Here is a 17446-nt window from a genome sequence, read left to right as displayed (position 1 = left end):
CGTCCGCCCGGGGTTGCGCGCGGCCACGCCGGGGGAAGGAGAGGCCATGGAGTACACGCGTCTGGGCAGCACCGGCCTGCAGGTGTCCCGCCTCTGTCTCGGGATGATGAGCTTCGGCGACCCCGCCCGCGGCGGGCACCCGTGGAGCCTGCCCGAGGAGGAGAGCCGGGCCGTCATCGAGAAGGCGCTCGCCGCCGGGATCACCTTCTTCGACACCGCGAACGTCTACTCGGCAGGCTCCAGCGAGGAGATCACCGGCCGCGCGATCCGCGACTTCGCCGACCGGGAGGACGTCGTCCTGGCGACGAAGGTGCACGGTCGGATGCGGCCGGGGCCGAACGGCGCCGGGCTCTCCCGCAAGGCGGTCCTGGCCGAGCTCGACGCCAGCCTCACCCGGCTGGGCACCGACTACGTCGACCTGTACCAGATCCACCGCTGGGACCCGGCCACGCCGATCGAGGAGACGCTGGAGGCCCTGGACTCCGCGGTGCGCTCGGGGAAGGTCCGCTACCTCGGCGCCTCCAGCATGTGGGCCTGGCAGTTCGGCAAGGCGCTGCACCGGGCCGGCGAGCACGGCTGGCACCGGTTCGTGTCCATGCAGGACCACTACAACCTGCTCAACCGCGAGGAGGAGCGGGAGATGCTGCCGCTCTGCGCCGACGAGGGCATCGGGGTGATCCCGTGGAGCCCGCTGGCCCGCGGCCGGCTGACCCGCGACTGGGACTCCCAGACCAACCGGTCGGAGACCGACGAGTTCGGCAGCAGGCTCTACAACGAGGAGGACCGGGTGATCGTCGAGCGGGTGGCCGAGGTCGCCGAGGCCCGCGGGGTGCCCCGGGCGCAGGTCGCCCTGGCCTGGGTGCTCAGCAAGCCGGTGGTGACCGCGCCGATCGTCGGCGTCACCAAGGACCGCCACCTGGACGACGCGGTCGCGGCGGTGGAGCTGCGGCTGTCGGAGGAGGAGATCGCCCGGCTCGAGGAGCCCTACACCCCGCACGCGGTGGTCGGCTTCTCCTGAGCCCTGGGCCGGTCCGTCCGGCGGCGGGCCGGCTCAGGCCGGCAGGCCCACCAGCCGCGCCGACAGCTCCCACAGCTCGCGGGCCCGGGCGTCGTCCCTGGCCGACGGCGCCGACCAGGCTGGTGACCGGTCCGCGTGGTGGCCGCCGTTGCGCCACCCGTCGTCCGCGGTGGCCAGCCAGACCAGGGTGTCCGCGCCCTGGGCCGGGGTCCGCATGAAGGCGGTCAGCGGCGTCCGGAACAGCAGGCCGGTGATGCCGCCGGAGGTCGTCCCGAACGACGAGGCGACCGCGCCGGGGTCGAAGCACGTCGCGCTGACCTCCGGGGCCCACCGGCGGGCCAGCTCCCGGGTGAACAGCACGTTGCACCACTTCGCCCGGGCGTAGGCGCGGCTGGCGAGGTGGGGGCCGACCCGGTCGAGCAGGTGACCGCGCCGCGCCCCGCCGACCCAGTGCATGAACGACGAGGTGGTCACCACCCGCGCTCCCGAGGCGCGCAGCTGCTCCTCGAGCAGCCGGGTGAGCAGGTAGGGCCCGAGGTGGTCGACCTGGGCGGTCCGTTCGTGGCCGTCCTCGGTCAGCTCCCGCCGGGCGAAGGAGGCGCCGGCGTTGTGCGCGAGGACGTCGATCCGGGGCAGCTCGGCCAGCTCGGCAGCCAACCGCCGGACGTCGTCCAGCCGGGCGAGGTCGACGGTCGCCGACCGGGCGCCGTCCAGCTCGGCGGCGACCGCGGCGGTCTTCTCCGGCGACCGACCGACCACCACGACCTGGGCGCCACCACGGTGCAGCCGGCGGGCCGCCGCAGCACCGATGCCGTCGCTGGCCCCGGTGACGACGACCACCGGCGCCGGACCTGTGGTCAGGACCTCGGCTCGACGAGCACGACCGGGATCTCCCGGTCGGTCCTGCGCTGGTACTCCGCGTAGTCGGGGAACGCCGCGACCGCCCGCTCCCACCACACGGCCTTCTCCTCGCCGGTGACCTCGCGCGCCACGCCGTCCCAGACGCGGTCGCCGTCCTGGACGGTGACCTGGTCGGGATGCTCCTTGAGGTTGAAGTACCAGGTCGGGTGCTTCGGTGCGCCGCCCTGGGAGGCGACCATCGCGTAGACCCCGCCGTGCTCGACCTTCATCAGCGGGTTCTTGCGGACCTTGCCGCTCTTCGCACCACGGGTGGTGAAGACGACGACCGGCTCGGTGCGCCCGGGAAGGGTGTTGCCCTCCCGGCCACTCGTGCGCTCGTACACCTCCACCTGGTCACGGACCCACTTCTCCGGACTCGGCTCGTACTCACCTTCCAGCGGCATGGACCGACCCTAGGACCGCGGCCGGCGCCGCGCCCGCGGGCCGGGCGCGACGGCGACGGTCACCCGACGAGGGCCTGCTCCGCGGCCTCGACCTCGGCGTTCCAGGCCGGCTTCTCGGACTGCCAACGGTCCTCGGTGCGACCGCGCCGCCAGTAGCCGGAGATGGAGGTGAACTCGGGCGCCAGCCCGCACTGCGCCCGCAGGTGCAGCCGCAGCTCCCGGACCAGCCCCGCCTCCCCGTGGACGAAGAGGTGCCCGGTGCCCTCCGGGAGCGACTGCGCCCGGACGACGGCGACCAGGGCCTCCCCCGGCGGCTGCGAGCCGCGGTGCACCCAGGTGAGCTGCACGCCCTCGCCGAGCACCAGGTCCGCCTGCTCCTCCTCCGGTCCGGCGACCTCCACGAAGACCAGCGCCCGCGCCCCGGCGGGCAGCCGGGTCAGGGACGCCCCGATCGCCGGCAGCGCGCTCTCGTCGCCCACCAGCAGGTGCCAGTCGGCGTCCGGGCTGGGCAGGTAGGCGCCCCCGGGGCCGGACATCTGGATCCGGTCACCGGGGGCGGCCTGCGCCGCCCACGGCCCGGCCAGGCCCACGTCGCCGTGGTGCACGAAGTCGATGGTCAGCTCGCCGGTGTCGGGGTCCCAGCTGCGCACGGTGTAGGTCCGGGTGACGGGCCAGAGCTCGGCCGGCAGGTCGGCGCGCACCTGCTCCGCGTCGAAGGGTGCGGCGTAGGGCGCGCCCGGCGGCGGGAAGACGAGCTTCACGTAGTGGTCGCTGAACTCGCCGACCGGCATCCCGGCCAGCCCTTCACCACCCAGCACGACGCGGATCAAGTGCGGCGTCACCCGGTGGGTGCGCAGCACCTCCCCGACCCGTGCCACCCGCGGACGCCGTGGCCGGCCGTCTGTCGCGCTGCTCATCACGCCTCCTCACCTCGTCACCCGAAGGAAGGGCAGCCTGCCCTCACCGGAGGGCGAGCCTACGCGGTGCGCCGATCACACCCCGCCGACGGCCAGGAGCGTTCCCGCAGGTCGTCGCGCAGATCATCTTCGACACCAGCAATTCACCGACCGTCGTTTGACCTGACCGACCGCACGGGTACCAGGTGCTCCGACGGAACGGCGTTCCACCGAGACGTCGGTGGGACCTCCGAAACGCCACGCCCATGGGCACCTGAGGTGCCTGCACGCCGTCCCGCCGCCCGGTGCTGCCGAGCCGGCCATCCGCGAGATGGCCGTGGCGGTGCCTTCGTGCGGGCGAGGTCGACCGGGCACGGACGCCCAGCAGGACTCAGGACCCACAGCACCACCCCAGACCCCGACGCACGACGAGGAGGAACGATGACCCACTCCATCGACACCCCGACGCAGTCACCCCCCGGCAGCGCGCAGGACGCCTCCACCAAGGACGTCGCCAAGGACCAGGCCAAGAACGTCGGCCAGACCGCGCAGCAGTCCGGCGGCCAGGTCGCGTCCACGGCGACCGACCAGGCCAAGGAGGTCACCCAGGAGACGATGCGCCAGGCGCAGGACCTCCTGGGCCAGGGCCGCGAGCAGCTGCAGGAGCAGGCACGCAACAGCACCACCAAGGCCGGCGAGGGCCTCGGCCAGGTCGCCCAGCAGCTGCGGGGCATGGCCGAGGGCAGCGGCGAGGCCCCGTCCGGCCCCGCCGCCGACCTGGTCCGCCAGGCCGGTGAGAAGGTCGACGAGGTGGCCAGCTGGCTGCAGAACCGCGAGCCGAGCGAGCTGATCGACGACGTGCGCAGCTTCGCCCGCCGTCGCCCCGGCGTCTTCATGCTCGGTGCGGCTCTCGCCGGCGTCGTCGCCGGCCGGCTGACCACCGGCGTGGCGGCTGCCCACAAGGACAACGGCAGCTCCGGTGGGAACGACCGGTCCGGCCGGAACTCCTCCGGCGTGGAGGCCAGCGCCCGCCGGGACACCACCGACACGAACTACGTCGCCACCCCGCCGGCCACCGGGTACGCCACCGAGGGCTACGCGGCTCCTGCGGCCACCGGCACCGTGCCGCCGCCGCCGTACGGCACGCCGGGCACCGCCGAGCCGACCACCACCGGCTGGGACGACCCGACGGGCACGACCCGAGAGGGACGACTGTGACCTCCCCGACCGCCGGCCAGCCCGGCACCGGCTACGCCCCGGACACCGGCACCGGCTACACCCCGGACGCCTACGGCAACACCACCCAGCCCCTCAGCGGCGCCTCCTCGGTGAGCGCAGGCACCACCGAGGAGCCGAGGGAGCACAACGCCTCGGTCGGTGACCTGATCGGTCAGGTCAGCCGGGACATGTCCACGCTGATGCGCCAGGAGCTCGAGCTGGCCAAGGCCGAGCTCAAGCAGGAGGCCACCGAGGCCACCACCATCGCGAAGGAAGAGGTCAACAAGGCCACCGCCATCGCGAAGGAGGAGGCGAACAAGGCCACCACCATCGCGAAGGAGGAGGCGACCAAGGCCGGCAAGGGCGCCGGGATGCTGGGTGGCGCAGCCTTCGCCGGCGCCATGCTCGTGCTGTTCCTGAGCCTGGCCGCCATGTGGGGCCTCGCCTACCTGTTCGACAACCTGGCGTGGGCAACGCTGGTGGTCGCCGTCGTCTGGGGCCTCATCGCCGCGGTCCTGGCCGCGATGGGCCGGAAGAAGCTCAAGCAGATCGACCCGAAGCGGCTCAAGCAGGTCGACCCGAAGCGGCTCACGCAGGTGGACCTCAGCCGGTTCAAGACGATCAACCCCAAGCCCGAGCAGACGGTGGAGACCCTCAAGCAGGTCCCCGACGCCGTCAAGCCCCACTGACCGGACAGGAGACAGACATGACCAGCAGTGACCCGGATGTGATCCGACGTGAGATCGAGGACACCCGCGCCAACCTCAGCTACGACGTCGACGCCCTGAACGACAAGGTCAACCCCTCACGTGTGGTCGACCGTCGCGTCAGCAAGGCGAAGAGCAGCGTGGGTGGCATGAAGGACAAGGTGTTCGGCACGGCTCAGGACAAGGGCGGGCAGATGGGGTCGAAGGCCTCCGACGCCGCCGACAGCGCCCAGCACGCTGCCTCGGGCGCCAAGGACACGCTCCAGCACGCCCCGGAGCAGCTCCAGCGTCAGGCCCAGGGCAACCCCCTGGCCGCCGGCCTGATCGCCTTCGGCGTGGGCTGGCTCGTCTCCTCCCTGCTGCCCACCAGCGAGAAGGAGAAGCAGCTGGCCTCGCAGGCCGAGTCCGCCATCAAGGAGCACTCCGAGCCGCTCAAGGAGCAGGCCAAGGAGCAGGCGAAGAACGTGGCGCAGGAGATCGGCGAGAACCTGAAGCCGGCCGCCACGAGCGCTGCCGGGTCGGTCATGTCGACGGCCATGGAAGGCGCGAAGAACGTGAAGGACGAGAGCAAGCACGCCGCGCAGGACGTCAAGGGCGAGGCCCAAGGCTCCAAGCAGAAGGTCCAGGGGCAGGCTTCCTCCTCCTGACCCACGGCACAGCACGACACAACGAGGCCCGGTCCCCTTCGGGGGGGCCGGGCCTCGTCGTCGGATGCAGCTGTCTTCCCCAGGACCGTCCGGTCCTGGCCCTTCCAGCAGGAACGCCACGGGGGCGTCCCTGCTGATGATCGTCCTCAGGTGGTGGTTCCTGCACCCCTGGCCGGGCCCACCGCCCCGGAGGGGTGAGCCCCGGAGGGGTGAGCCGCGGGGCTCACACGAAGGCGCTCATCCCGGTGATCGAGCGGCCGACGATGAGGGTGTTCATCTCGCGGGTGCCCTCGTAGGAGTAGAGGGCCTCGGCGTCGGCGAAGTACCGGATGACGTCGTTCTCCAACACGATCCCGTTCCCGCCGAACAGCTCGCGGGCCCAGGCGACGGTCTCCCGGCCGCGGCTGGTCACGTAGCTCTTGGCCAGCGCGGCCTGGTCGTCGCGCAGGTCGTCGGTCTCCTGCAGCTGGGACAGCCGGACGGTGATCCCCAGGCTGGCGGTGACGTTGCCCAGCATCCGGGCGAGGAGGTCTTGGATCAGCTGGAACGAGCCGATCGCCTTGCCGAACTGGTGCCGCTCCTTGGCGTAGGCCACCGCCACCTCGTAGGCGCCCAGCTGGCAGCCGACACCGCTCCAGGCGACGCCGCCCCGGGTCACCTTGAGCACCTTGTTGACGTCCTTGAAGGAGTTGCCGCCCTCGAGCTTGTTGTCCGCCGGGATGCGGCAGTCGGCGAAGGTCAGGTCGGCGTTCTGCACCGTGCGCAGCGCGAACTTGTCCTCGATCTTCGTGGCCGTGAAGCCGGGGGTGCCCTTCTCCACGACGAAGGTCTTCACCTGGTCGTCGGCCTCGTCGCGGGCGAAGACCACCACGACGTCGGCGAAGGTGCCGTTGCCGATCCAGCGCTTGGCGCCGTTGAGGACCCACGAGTCGCCGTCCCGCCGGGCGGTGGTGCGCATGCCGCGGGCGACGTCGGAGCCGCCTTCCGGCTCGGTCAGCCCGAAGGCGCCGATCGTCTGCATCTGCATCATCGACGGGATCCAGCGCTGCCGCTGCTCCTCGGAACCGAGCACCATGATCGAGCCCATCGCCAGGCCGTTGTGCACGCCCAGGAAGGTGGCCATCGACGGGTCGACCCGGGACAGCTCCATGGCCTGGAAGCCGGTGTAGAGCCGGGAGGCGCGGGGCCGGCCCTCCCAGTCGTAGGAGCGGCCGACGATGTCGGCCTCGGCGAACTTCGGGATCAGGTCGTGCGGGAACTCGGCGGAGGCCCAGGCGGCGTTGACCCGCGGCTTGATCTCCGACTCGAGGAACTCGCGGAGCGCCAGCAGTTCCTTCTGCTCGTCATCGGACAGCAGTGTCTGGAAACCGAAGAAGTCGGCGGGCAGGAGCAGATCGGTCATGGCGGCAGTGCCTTCTCTCTCGTCGTCGTCCTCGACGTCCTGCCCCCGATGCTCCGCCCGAACCCCCCACCCAGCCACCGAGCGTGTCCCAGCTCACCCCTGGGCGCGCCCGCCGAGGGCGCCGCAGCAGCGCACGCGGGCGGTCAGCTCAGTGAGCGGGTGGCGGGCGGGAGGGTGCCGCCGGCGACGAGCTCGACGACGGCGTCCTGGAGCGCGGTCAACGCCACCCGCTGGGTGAACGGTCCGGTGGACACCCGCGCGATGCCCAGCTCGGCCAGCTCCCGTCCCGGCGGGGAGGCCCCGGGGACGCTCATCGATGAGACCCGCCCGCGGCCGAGGCCGTCGACGAGCGCCTCGATCTCCGACCGGGCCACCACACCGGGCACGAAGACCACCTGTGCGCCGGCCGCCAGGTAGGCGCGTCCGCGGCGCACGGCGTCGTCGAGCAGCAGGTCGCGGTCGGCACCGGGTTCGGCCAGCAGGAGCACGTCGGTGCGGGCGTTGAGCACGAAGTCGATGCCGGCGTCCCGGCCGGCGTCCAGCACCGCCTCGACCGCGGTGACCGCGTCGTCCAGTGGGCGGACCTGGTCCTCCAGGTTGCCGCCGACGACGCCCACCTCGATCGCCCGGCGGGCGGTCTCCCCCGGGTCGCCGTAGCCGGCCTCCAGGTCCATCGACACCGGCAGGTCCACGGCGGCGACGATCCGACCGACCATGTCCAGGTGCAGGTCGAGCGGGATCTGCTCGCCGTCCGCGTAGCCGAACGTGGCCGCGATCGCGTGGCTCGCGGTGGCCAGGGCGCGCACGCCCGGGGTGCTCGCCACGACTCGGGCAGAGACGACGTCCCAGACGTTGGCGAGCACCAGGAGCTCCGGTGCCCTGTGCAGGTCGAGGAGGGTGCGGGCGCGGGAGGCGAGGTCGGTCACGCGAGCAACGTAGCCACGCCCCGGCCCGCTGACCGGCGGGTTCCGGCCGTGGCAGTGACGGGCCAGTCGTCCGGCCCGGGTCCGCTGGCGGGCGCTCTCTAGCCTGTCCGCATGGTCTCCCTGGGCACTCCGCTGTCTCCCTCGGCCACCCGCGTGCTGCTGCTGGGCAGCGGCGAACTGGCCAAGGAGGTGCTGATCGCCCTGCAGCGCCTCGGGGTGGAGACCATCGCCGCCGACCGGTACGACGACGCCCCCGGTCACCAGGTCGCCCACCACGCCCGGACCCTCACCATGAGCGACCCGGCGCAGCTGCGGGCGCTGATCGAGGCCGAGCGGCCCGACGTCGTCGTCCCGGAGATCGAGGCGATCGCCACCCAGACGCTGGTCGAGCTGGAGGCCGAGGGGGTGCGCGTCGTCCCGACCGCGCGGGCCGCCCGGCTGACCATGGACCGCGAGGGGATCCGCCGGCTGGCCGCCGAGGAGCTCGGCCTGCCCACCAGCGCCTACCGGTTCTGCGACTCCCTCGACGAGCTGCGGGCCGCCACCGCGGAGGTCGGCTTCCCGTGCGTGGTGAAGCCGGTGATGTCCAGCTCGGGCAAGGGCCAGAGCAAGCTCGACGGGCCGGACGACGTCGGGCCCGCCTGGGACCACGCGATGGCCGGCGGCCGGGTCGCCGGCACCCGGGTCATCGTCGAGGGGTTCGTCGACTTCGACTACGAGATCACCCTGCTGACGGTGCGCTCGCTGCGGGACGGGCAGACGGTCACCGCCTTCTGCGCGCCGATCGGCCATCGCCAGGAGGCCGGTGACTACGTCGAGAGCTGGCAGCCGCAGCCGATGTCGGTCGTGGCGCTGGACCGCGCGCAGGCGATCTCGGCGGCGGTGACCGCCGAGCTGGGCGGCCTGGGCGTGTTCGGCGTCGAGCTGTTCGTCCGCGGGGACGACGTGTGGTTCTCCGAGGTGAGCCCGCGGCCGCACGACACCGGCATGGTGACGATGACGACGCAGTGGCAGAACGAGTTCGAGCTGCACGCCCGCGCCCTGCTCGGCCTGCCGGTGGACACCGCACTGCGCAACCCGGGTGCCTCGGCGGTCCTCTACGGCGGGGTGGAGGCCACCGGGATCACCTTCGACGGGGTCGACGAGGCGCTGGCGCTGCCCGGGGTCGACCTGCGGCTGTTCGGCAAGCCGGAGAGCTTCACCCGTCGGCGGATGGGCGTGGCGCTGGCCCGCGCCGAGGACGTCGACAGCGCCCGGGCCACCGCCCGTGAGGCGGCCTCGCGGGTGCACCCCCGCGCCTGAGCCGCCCGCCGGTGTCCACAACGGGACGCCGGGTCCACAGCTGCCCGGGCACCGGCCGGAGCAGCGGGGGTGGGCCGCACCCTGGTCCAGGGCACGCCGGCCCCGCATGCACGAGGAGAGGACCACCGATGACCGCCGACGAGGTGCTGATGCTGCTGCAGGCCGGCGGCCGGCTGGCCGCTGAACCCGGGGTGCAGGCCGCCGAGCTCGACCCGGTCGTGGCGCGGCTGGTCCGCCGGGACACCGGCGTGGACAGCGACGGCCGGGCCCAGCAGGTGCTCACCGAGGCGCTGCCCCGGCTGTGGGAGGGCGGCTGGCAGCCGGCCGACGTCGTCCACGTCGCGCGCCGGAAGGTGAGCCAGCGGGGCGCCCGGCTGGTGGCTGCTGTCGTCGCCGCAGAGGCCGGCGCAGCGGCCGCGGCGCCGCCGGAGGCGTGGGCCGCCCAGCTGGCGGCGCTGCCCACCGGGCACCGGTCGGTCACCGAGTGGTGGCGGGGTGAGCGGATCGAGCCGGCCGCCGCCTGGCGCGACGTGCTGCGGGTGATCGGGCTCTTCCGCGCACTGCCGCGGCTGGAGCAGCTGCTCCCCCCGCCCAGCGGGTGGTCGGCTGCGCTGTGGCCGGTCGAGGCGTCGGGCAGCGAGACCGACGGCAAGGTGCTCCACCGGATCCGGTCGTTGCTGGCCAAGGCCGAGTCCACCGAGTTCACCGAGGAGGCCGAGGCGCTCACCGCCAAGGCGCAGTCGCTGATGGCCCGGCACGCCATCGACACGGCGGTGCTGGCCCAGCGGGGGGACGGCTCCCCGGCCGGCGTGGTTGCCCGGCGGCTGCACCTGGACGACCCGCACACCGAGGCGAAGGCGGCCGTGGTGCAGGCCGTCGGTACGGCGAACGGGGTCCGCGTGGTGCTGTTGCCCACCTTGGGCATCGCGACCCTGGTGGGCTTCCGCGACGACGTCGACCTGGTGGAGCTGCTGGTCACCTCACTGCTGCTGCAGGCGGCCCGTGCGCTCGCCGACGCGGCGCACAGCGGCGGGGCCCGGGCGCGGTCCACGCCGTTCCGCCGTGGCTTCCTCTACTCCTTCGCCCAGCGGCTGGAGGAGCGGCTCACCCAGGCGCGCGACCAGGCGACCGCCGAGGCCCGGGTCGACTACGGCGCCGAGCTGGCGCCGGTGCTGGCCGCACGGTCGGCCGCGGTCGATCGCGCGGTCGAAGAGCTCTTCCCGTCGCTGCGCCGCCGCGGCGGGAGCACGGTCGACCCGGCCGGCTGGCACGCCGGGCGGCGTGCCGCGGACCAGGCGGACCTCGGGTCGAACCGCCGCGCGCTGCCCAGCACGGCCGGGTCTTCCTAGATCAGGACGTCGAAGCTCGCGCCGAGGTCGCGCAGCAGCATCGCCTGCGCGGTCAGGTCGGTGGCCGTGGTGAGCCAGCCGGCCACGAACATCAGCGAGTCCGCCGTGGTGTCGTCCAGCGACGCCGTCGCCGCTGCCATCCCCGCCTGAGCCACTGCACTGCACGCCAGAGTCATCATGACCGGCCCCTTTCGTCTCTGCTGGTGTCGGCAGTGACGACGGGTCGCTGGAGCGCCGGCTCACCCTGAAGGGGGTGGTCAGCCGAGCCCGACCCCGGTGTCGGCGGGCATCGTCTCGCCGCGGAAGAACGCCGGCGCCACCCGGCTGTAGACCACCATCAGCAGGAGCCCCAGCACCAGCGCCCCGATGCCCACCACGAACACCCCACCGACGCCGCCGATCACCGTCTCGCCGTAGCCGGGGTCGGCGTACGCGACGCAGGCCAGCACGAAGACGGTGAGCATGAACACCCCGCCGAGCAGGGGCAGGACCAGCCGCATGAGGACGTCCCGCGGTCCGCGCAGCGCCCGGCGGAACTGCCAGGCGCAGGCGAAGCCGGTGAGCCCGTAGTAGAAGGCGATCAGCATGCCGGTGGCCGTGATCGAGTCGATGAGCACGTTCTCGCTCACGATCGTCAGGCCGACGTAGAAGGCGATCGAGACGATCCCCATCCACACGGTGGACACCGTGGGCGTGAGGTACCGCGGGTGGATCCGGGCGAAGGACCGGGGCAGCGCGCCGTAGGCGGCCATCGCCAGCGTGCCGCGGGCGGTGGGCAGGATCGTGGTCTGGGTGCAGGCCGCCGCCGAGGTGAGCACCGAGATGATCAGCAGCGCCTCGAAGGCCCGCCCGAGGACGTCGTCCCCGAACACCGTCGCCCCGAGGGCGGCGAACACGTCCTCGGCGTTGGCCTCGTTCCCCAGCCCGATGCCCTCGGCCCCGACGCCGGCGAAGGCCACCGTCGCCACGGAGACCACGGTGTAGATGCCGACCAGCAGCACCGTGGAGATGAGCGCCGCCCGCCCGGGCGACCGGGTCGGGTCCGCGGTCTCCTCGTTGACCGCGACGGCGGAGTCCCAGCCCCAGTAGATGAAGATCGCCAGCAGCACGGCCTCGGTGAGCGCCGGCCAGCCGATCCCGGCGGGCCACAGCCAGGACGGCGACGGGGTCAGCGAGCCCTCCGGCGCCGTCCCCGCGTAGACCTTCACCAGGGCGTACACCGCGAAGGCCAGCAGCACGACGCCCTCGACGGACAGCAGCACCTGCTGCAGCCGCGCGGTCGGCTCGATGCCGCGGTAGCAGACCCAGGTCATCACCGCGATCCACCCGACGCCGGCCAGCGTCGTCCAGAAGGCGCTCTCCGCCAGCCCGTCGAGCCCGACCAGCCGGTAGCCGTAGGAGCCGGCGATCTGCGCGAGGTTCGCCATCACGATGACGTCGGCGGCGATGATCCCCCAGCCGCCCATCCACCCGGTGCGTGGCCCGAAGGCCCGGGCGGCCCAGGTGAACGTCGTCCCGCAGTCGGGCTCGCGCTTGTTCAGCTCCGAGTAGGCGACCGCGACCAACCACATCGGCACGAACGCCAGCAGCATGATCGCCGGGGCCTGCACCCCCACCGCGATGACGACGAACCCGAGCGTCGCGGCCAGCGCGTAGGCCGGGGCGGTCGAGGAGACGGCCAGGACGATCGAGGAGACCAGGCCGAGGGCACCGGTCTTGAGGCCCTTGTCGACGGCAGCGCCCTCCACGCGGGGTGGCGCGGACGGCGCCGGGGACGGACTGCTCATGCCGGAGCCGTGCGGATGTCCATGTCAGGTGTTATCGCACAATCGCCCGCCGGCCCGGACACCGGTGCCCCGGCGGCTGACGCCGTCGACGTGATCTTCGTCGGCAGGCTTGCCTCGACTCGGTCGCGCGTGACATAACTCCCGCAGCTCAACAGCGAGCGACGAGGCTCCCGACCCGGATGTCGGGCGACCAGGTGAAGTGGGTGGCAGTGGCAGAACCCACGCACGTCGGCGACCTCCAGGAGGACGCCGCAGGCGATCGGCTGCGGGCGCGACTGGCGATCGACGCCGCGCGGATCGGGACGTTCGACTGGGACCTGCGCAGCGGCCGGCTGCTCTGGGACGACCGGCTGATCGAGATGTTCGGCTACGACCGGACGAGCTTCGAGCAGAGCATCGAGGCGTTCAACGCCCGCCTGCACCCCGACGACCTGCCCCGGGTGGGCGATGCGCTGCAGGGCGCCATCGACACGTGCGGGGATTTCGAGGCCGAGTACCGGATCGTCCTGCCCGGCGGGCACACCCGGTGGGTCTCGGCCCGTGGCCGGGCGCTCGGAGGCCCCGACGGGGCGTCGGCCCGGCTGATCGGGGTGGCCTACGACGCGACGACCGAGCTCGCCGCCGAGGCGCGGGTGGTGCGCCTCCTGGAAGCGATGCCGGCCGGCTTCTACTCCCTGGACGCCGACTGGCGCTTCGTGCACGTCAACGCCGAGGCCGAGCGGCTGATCGGGCAGAGCCGTGACGACCTGCTGGGCCGGGTCATCTGGGATGCCTTCCCGGCTGCGGTCGGGAGCAACATAGAGGAGAACTACCGCCGGGCCGTCGCCACCGGCGAACCGGTCGCGTTCGACACGCACTACCCCGCGCCGCTGAACGGCTGGTTCGAGGTGCGCGCCTGGCCGACGCCGGAGGGGCTGTCGGTCTACGCCATCGAGGTCACCGCCCGCCGGCAGGCGCAGGAGCAGGCCGAACGGTCCGCCCGCCGGCTGGCGCTGCTGGCCCAGGTCAGCGCCGAGCTCGCCGGTGCCCTGGACGTGCAGTCGGCGACCGCCCGGCTGCCCCGGCTGGTCGTCCCCGCGCTGGCCGACTGGTGCATCGTCACGGTCATCGACGCCCACGGCCAGCCCCGCGACGTCGGCAGCTGGCACGTGGACCCCGCGAGCCGGTCGGTGCTGGAGCGCTACGCCGAGGTGCGGCTGGACGCCATGCCGATCGCCGCACCGGTGGGCCGCGCCCTGCACGCCGTCGATGCGGTGTCCTTCGCCGGTTCCGAGGTGCTCGACCTGCTGCCGCCCGGGCAGGCCCGGGACCTGCTGACCGTGCTGGCGCCCGCGGTCGAGGTGGCCATCCCGCTCCGGGCGCGCGGCCGCACGCTCGGGCTGCTGACCCTGGCCTACGCCGACGGGCACGCCGCCACCGACGCCGACGTCGCGGTGGCCCAGGACGTCGCCGACCGGGCGGGGCTGGCGCTGGACAACGCCCGGCTGTTCGCCCAGCAGCAGCAGATGGCCGAGGTGCTGCAGCGCAGCCTGCTGACCGAGCCACCGGAGCCCGACCACGCCGAGATCGCGGTGCGCTACCTGCCTGCGGCCGAGGCGGCCCGGGTGGGTGGGGACTGGTACGACGCCTTCCTGCAGCCGAGCGGCTCCACGATGCTCGTCATCGGGGACGTCGTCGGGCACGACACCGCTGCGGCGGCGGCCATGGGCCAGGTGCGCAGCCTGCTGCGCGGCATCGCCGCCTACAGCGACGCCGGCCCGGTGGAGGTGCTCCGCGGGCTGGACTCGGCGATGGAGCTGCTGCAGCTGGACACCCTGGCCACCGCCGCGGTGGCCCGGTTCGAGCAGACCGACGACGAGCGGGTGCGCGGGCTGACCCGGATGATCTGGGCCAACGCCGGGCACCTGCCGCCGCTGGCGCTGCAGCCCGACGGCAGCGTGGCGGTGCTCGCCGACTGGAAGGCCGACCTGCTGCTCGGCGTCGACGCCACGTTCCAGCGGACCGAGTCGGTGGTCACCCTGGACCGCGGGTCGACGGTGCTGCTCTACACCGACGGGCTGATCGAGCGCCGGGACGCCGACCTGGACACCGGGCTGGCCCGGCTCCGGACGCACCTGACCGAGCTGGCCGACCTCCCGCTGGCCGACCTGCTGGACCAGCTGATCGCGCGGCTGGTCGACGGGGAGCCCGAGGACGACGTCGCCCTGGTCGCCGTCCGGCTGCACCCGCAGGACGGCCCGCGCCCGGCAGAGGCCGGCCCCAGCCGGGTGCCCGACGTCGTCCCGGACGACCCGGCGAGCCGATGAGGGTGAGGTCCAGACGGTCCTGCGGGGCCTGCGCGGAGCCGCCGGGCTGACATCGGCCTACCGTGGGCCCATCCCCCGCGGCCTCGATCGACCCCGACGAAACGGAAGGACCCACCCCGTGCACGCATCACCGGACCAGTTGGGTCCGGCCACGTTCCGGCACGACCTGGTCCTGCACAGCTCGGCCGAGGAGCTGGCCGCCGTCGCCGTCCCCTTTCTGCGGGCCGGCCTGGAGGCCGGCGAAGCGGCCGTCATCACCATCAACGACCCCGCGGCCGCCATGCTCCGGGACGCACTCGGCGACGACGAGCGGGTGCACGTGGTGCCCCGGCAGGAGGTCTACCGAGCCCGCACCCCCACGGCGATCACGGCGGTCCGGCGGCTCGTCGAGCGGGAGACCGCCCGCGGCCGCCACCGGCTGCGGGTGGTCGGTGAGACCGACTTCGGCAGGACGCCGCGCGAGTGGCTGGAGTGGCAGCGCTACGAGGCCGTGGTCAACGAGGCGATGCGCTCCTGGCCGAGTTGGGGGCTCTGCGCCTTCGACGTGGAGGAGCTCCCTCCGGAACTGGTCGAGTGCGGGCTGCGCACGCACACCCACCTGGTCAGCGCCGACGGCCGCCGACCCAACCCGCTCTTCACCGAGCCGGCCGACTACCTGCGCGAACTGCCCGTCCCGGACGAGCCGCTGGAGTCCACCGAGCCGCTGCTCCAGGTCGACGACGCCAAGGACTTCGCCGGGCTGCGGCACGCGGTCGGCGCCCGGCTGACGCAGCTGCACGGCTCCCGGGACGCGCTGGAGGACCTCCACCTGGCGATCGACGAGATGAGCGCGAACGCGGTGCGGCACGGCGGACCGCCGGTCCAGCTGCGGTTGTGGGCGTCGGCCGACCGGGTGGTCTGCCGGATCAGCGACGGCGGCGCCGGGATGGACGACCCGTTCGCCGGGTACGGCCCCGCGCACGGGGACGACCTCTCCCACGGCGGGATGGGCCTGTGGCTGGCCCGCCAGCTGTGCGACCACGTCGACGTCGTCGACGGGCCGGACGGACTGTCGATCCGGTTGACGACGCGGCTCCGCTGACCTGACGAGGGGCGCGGCCGTCGACCGGGCCGTGCAAACGTTCCCGCCGGGCCTCGTCCGGCGCGCCGCCCTCACCAGCACGTTCTCGACCGCAGCGGCCCCTAGGCTGGCCGCGCGACCCCGCTGGCGACCCGCGCCCGGCTCCGTCGCCTGCGTCCGAGAGGAGTCGAGTCGTGCGCTTCCCGTCCTCACGGGGCTCCGCACCGGTGCCCGGCGGCCTCGCGTCCGGCGGCCCCGTGCCCGGCGGCCCCGTGCCCGGCGGCCCTGTGCCCCTGGCCGACCAGCCCGCGACCGCTGCCCCGCGTCCGGCGGCGTCCCCGCGCACCCGGCGCCCGCCCGAGCAGGACGCCAGCATGGCGGTCGCCGCGCAGCAGGCCGGCGTCCTCTCCTCGGCCAGCCGCGAGGTCTCCGACACCTCCCGGCAGGCTGCCGAGTCGCTGACCGAGCTGCGGTCGGCGATCACGGACATCTCCTCGAGCACCACCCGGGCGTCGGCGGTCGCCGAGGAGGCCGTGCGGGACGCCCGCGCGGTCGACGAACGGATCGCCGCACTGCAGGAGGCCAGCGAGTCGATCACCGAGATGGTCCGGCTGATCGCGGCGATCAGCCAGCAGAGCCGGTTCCTCGCGCTCAACGCCTACGTCGAGGCGGCGCGCGCCGGCGACGTGGGCCGAGGCTTCGCCGTGGTGGCCGACGAGGTCAAGCAGCTGGCCAGCCGGACCGCCCAGGCCGCCGAGGACATCGGCGCGCAGATCGAGGCGGTGCAGTCCGAGACCCGCCAGGCGGTCACCGCGATCGGCCGGATCACCGGCACGCTGGGTTCGATCGCCGACGCGCAGGACGCGATCGCCGCCGCCGTCGCGCAGCAGCGGGCCGCCACCGAGCGGGTGGTGGACAACGTCGACCGGGCGGCCAGCGGGTCGGCCCGGATCACCCAGGCGGTCGCCGAGCTGGCCGACAGCCAGCGGCTGGTCTACGTCCGCCGGGCGCTGACCCTCGCCCAGGACCTGCTCGACGAGGCCGGCGGGGTCGACGTGGGCCAGGAGCTCCAGGGGCGGACCGTCACCGACCAGGCGACCTCGGCGACGCGCACCGTCCGGCTGCCCGAGCTGCTGCTCGGCGGGGAGGTGCTGCCGTGGGACGACGACCCACGGCACCGGTCACCGCTGGTCGACGACGTGGTGGCCCAGGTCGGCGGCACCTGCACGCTGTTCCAGCGGCTCGACGACGCCGGCGGCATGGTGCGGGTGGCGACCACGGTGGTGAACCCGCAGGGGCGGCGGAACATCGGCACCGCCCTCTCCCCCACCGGCACCGACGGCGACCGGAACCCGGTGCTGGCGGCGGTGCTCGGCGGGCAGGTCTACACCGGCCCGGCCACCGTCGCGGGCAAGCCGTACTTCACCGCGTACGCCGGCGTGCACTCCCCCGCCGGCGCGCTCGTCGGCATGCTCTACGTCGGCCTGCCGATCGACGCACCGGCCTGAGCCGGCGGCCGGCGGA

General features: G+C 73.7%; 16 protein-coding genes. 9 read left to right on the top strand and 7 right to left on the bottom strand.

Going from position 1 to position 17446, the window contains the following annotated elements:
- The first annotated feature begins 46 nt into the window (after positions 1-46).
- Positions 47-1018 carry an aldo/keto reductase gene (locus tag O2W18_RS05170; RefSeq protein WP_269186485.1) on the top strand — a complete coding sequence of 324 codons (972 nt, stop codon included), beginning with the start codon at positions 47-49 and terminating at the stop codon, positions 1016-1018.
- 33 nt (positions 1019-1051) lie between these two features.
- Here the strand turns inward: O2W18_RS05170 and O2W18_RS05165 are convergent, their stop codons facing one another.
- Genes O2W18_RS05165 through O2W18_RS05155 form a run of 3 tightly spaced genes read right to left on the bottom strand, consistent with a single transcriptional unit; the run spans position 1052 to position 3239 of the window.
- Positions 1052-1858, bottom strand: coding sequence for an SDR family NAD(P)-dependent oxidoreductase (locus O2W18_RS05165; protein ID WP_269186484.1), 807 nt, complete (start codon positions 1856-1858; stop codon positions 1052-1054).
- Positions 1859-1875: 17 nt separating this feature from the next.
- Complete coding sequence (locus O2W18_RS05160) at positions 1876-2322, bottom strand: nitroreductase family deazaflavin-dependent oxidoreductase (protein WP_269186483.1); 447 nt, start codon at positions 2320-2322, stop codon at positions 1876-1878.
- 59 nt (positions 2323-2381) lie between these two features.
- The gene (locus O2W18_RS05155) at positions 2382-3239 is read right to left on the bottom strand and encodes a siderophore-interacting protein (RefSeq protein ID WP_269186482.1); all 858 of its coding nucleotides are present in this window, start codon (positions 3237-3239) and stop codon (positions 2382-2384) included.
- Positions 3240-3659: 420 nt separating this feature from the next.
- Between O2W18_RS05155 and O2W18_RS05150 the strand changes: the two genes are divergently transcribed.
- From O2W18_RS05150 to O2W18_RS05140, 3 genes are read left to right on the top strand one after another with little or no spacing between them, the layout of a single operon-like run.
- Positions 3660-4436, top strand: coding sequence for a hypothetical protein (locus tag O2W18_RS05150; protein WP_269186481.1), 777 nt, complete (start codon positions 3660-3662; stop codon positions 4434-4436).
- A complete protein-coding gene (locus O2W18_RS05145; protein WP_269186480.1) occupies positions 4433-5125 on the top strand; it encodes a phage holin family protein in 693 nt (230 codons plus the stop codon). The genes O2W18_RS05150 and O2W18_RS05145 overlap by 4 nt, the downstream gene beginning before the upstream one ends.
- Positions 5126-5142: 17 nt before the next feature.
- Entirely contained in the window at positions 5143-5790 is a 648-nt protein-coding gene (locus O2W18_RS05140) for a DUF3618 domain-containing protein (protein WP_269171209.1), read from the top strand.
- A gap of 223 nt (positions 5791-6013) precedes the next feature.
- Here O2W18_RS05140 and O2W18_RS05135 read toward each other — a convergent pair whose 3' ends face one another.
- On the bottom strand, positions 6014-7192 hold the full coding sequence (locus O2W18_RS05135) for an acyl-CoA dehydrogenase family protein (RefSeq protein WP_269186479.1): 1179 nt from the start codon (positions 7190-7192) through the stop codon (positions 6014-6016).
- Between the two features lie 143 nt (positions 7193-7335).
- On the bottom strand, positions 7336-8118 hold the full coding sequence (locus tag O2W18_RS05130; RefSeq protein WP_269186478.1) for an isocitrate lyase/PEP mutase family protein: 783 nt from the start codon (positions 8116-8118) through the stop codon (positions 7336-7338).
- A 111-nt stretch (positions 8119-8229) separates the two neighbouring features.
- Here O2W18_RS05130 and purT point away from each other — a divergent pair, with 111 nt between their 5' ends.
- Complete coding sequence (purT, locus tag O2W18_RS05125) at positions 8230-9420, top strand: formate-dependent phosphoribosylglycinamide formyltransferase (RefSeq protein ID WP_269186477.1); 1191 nt, start codon at positions 8230-8232, stop codon at positions 9418-9420.
- Positions 9421-9548: 128 nt separating this feature from the next.
- Positions 9549-10769 carry a DUF2786 domain-containing protein gene (locus O2W18_RS05120; RefSeq protein WP_269186476.1) on the top strand — a complete coding sequence of 407 codons (1221 nt, stop codon included), beginning with the start codon at positions 9549-9551 and terminating at the stop codon, positions 10767-10769.
- Here the strand turns inward: O2W18_RS05120 and O2W18_RS05115 are convergent.
- Together O2W18_RS05115 and O2W18_RS05110 are read right to left on the bottom strand one after the other, a co-directional pair.
- The gene (locus O2W18_RS05115) at positions 10766-10909 is read right to left on the bottom strand and encodes a hypothetical protein (RefSeq protein WP_269186475.1); all 144 of its coding nucleotides are present in this window, start codon (positions 10907-10909) and stop codon (positions 10766-10768) included. The genes O2W18_RS05120 and O2W18_RS05115 overlap by 4 nt on opposite strands.
- A 117-nt stretch (positions 10910-11026) precedes the next feature.
- Positions 11027-12556: an APC family permease gene (locus O2W18_RS05110; RefSeq protein WP_269186474.1), complete on the bottom strand. Its 1530-nt coding sequence runs from the start codon at positions 12554-12556 to the stop codon at positions 11027-11029.
- 203 nt (positions 12557-12759) lie between these two features.
- Here O2W18_RS05110 and O2W18_RS05105 point away from each other — a divergent pair, with 203 nt between their 5' ends.
- The 3 genes from O2W18_RS05105 to O2W18_RS05095 all read left to right on the top strand — a co-directional run bounded on the left by O2W18_RS05105 (position 12760) and on the right by O2W18_RS05095 (position 17430).
- The gene (locus tag O2W18_RS05105; protein ID WP_269186473.1) at positions 12760-14862 is read left to right on the top strand and encodes a SpoIIE family protein phosphatase; all 2103 of its coding nucleotides are present in this window, start codon (positions 12760-12762) and stop codon (positions 14860-14862) included.
- 118 nt (positions 14863-14980) lie between these two features.
- Positions 14981-15943, top strand: a complete 963-nt coding sequence (locus O2W18_RS05100; RefSeq protein ID WP_269186472.1) for a sensor histidine kinase — start codon at positions 14981-14983, stop codon at positions 15941-15943.
- Positions 15944-16296: 353 nt separating this feature from the next.
- Positions 16297-17430, top strand: coding sequence for a Cache 3/Cache 2 fusion domain-containing protein (locus O2W18_RS05095; RefSeq protein WP_269186471.1), 1134 nt, complete (start codon positions 16297-16299; stop codon positions 17428-17430).
- The last annotated feature ends 16 nt before the right edge of the window (positions 17431-17446 follow it).

It is taken from the genome of Modestobacter sp. VKM Ac-2983 (assembly GCF_026967885.1).
Taxonomy (GTDB): domain Bacteria; phylum Actinomycetota; class Actinomycetes; order Mycobacteriales; family Geodermatophilaceae; genus Modestobacter.
The sequence above is the reverse complement of the archived record's forward strand: the minus strand, read 5'-3'. Positions and strand labels throughout refer to the sequence as shown.